At 54.8% G+C, this 305-nt stretch carries 1 pseudogene; it reads left to right on the plus strand.

Features of this window, described 5'->3' with window-relative positions:
- Window positions 1-231: pseudogene (locus tag HX873_RS30545) on the plus strand (IS3 family transposase); the annotation flags it as partial.
- Window positions 232-305 lie beyond the last annotated feature (74 nt).

Genomic DNA, 305 nt, shown 5'->3' on the forward strand with positions numbered 1-305 from the left:
ATGACCTGGTACAACACCGAGCATCGTCATAGCCGAATCCGTTTTGTGACACCGGCTCAACGTCACGAGGGAAAAGACCGGGAAATCCTGGCCCGGCGCGATGCAATCTACAGCCAAGCTAGAGAAAAGAGACCGGAGCGTTGGTCTGGTGAGACACGCAACTGGAAGCCAGCCGGAACGGTATATCTGAACCCCGAAAGGGAGCTGACAGTGAGCATCAAGGTCGCGTAGCACGATGGTGGACGCGACAACTACCTTGAAAAACGCCGCCGCTGTGCTCTCGCTTTTGATCTGCTTTTGATCTT

It is taken from the genome of Pseudomonas sp. P7758 (assembly GCF_013386485.1).
Classification (GTDB): Bacteria; Pseudomonadota; Gammaproteobacteria; order Pseudomonadales; family Pseudomonadaceae; genus Aquipseudomonas.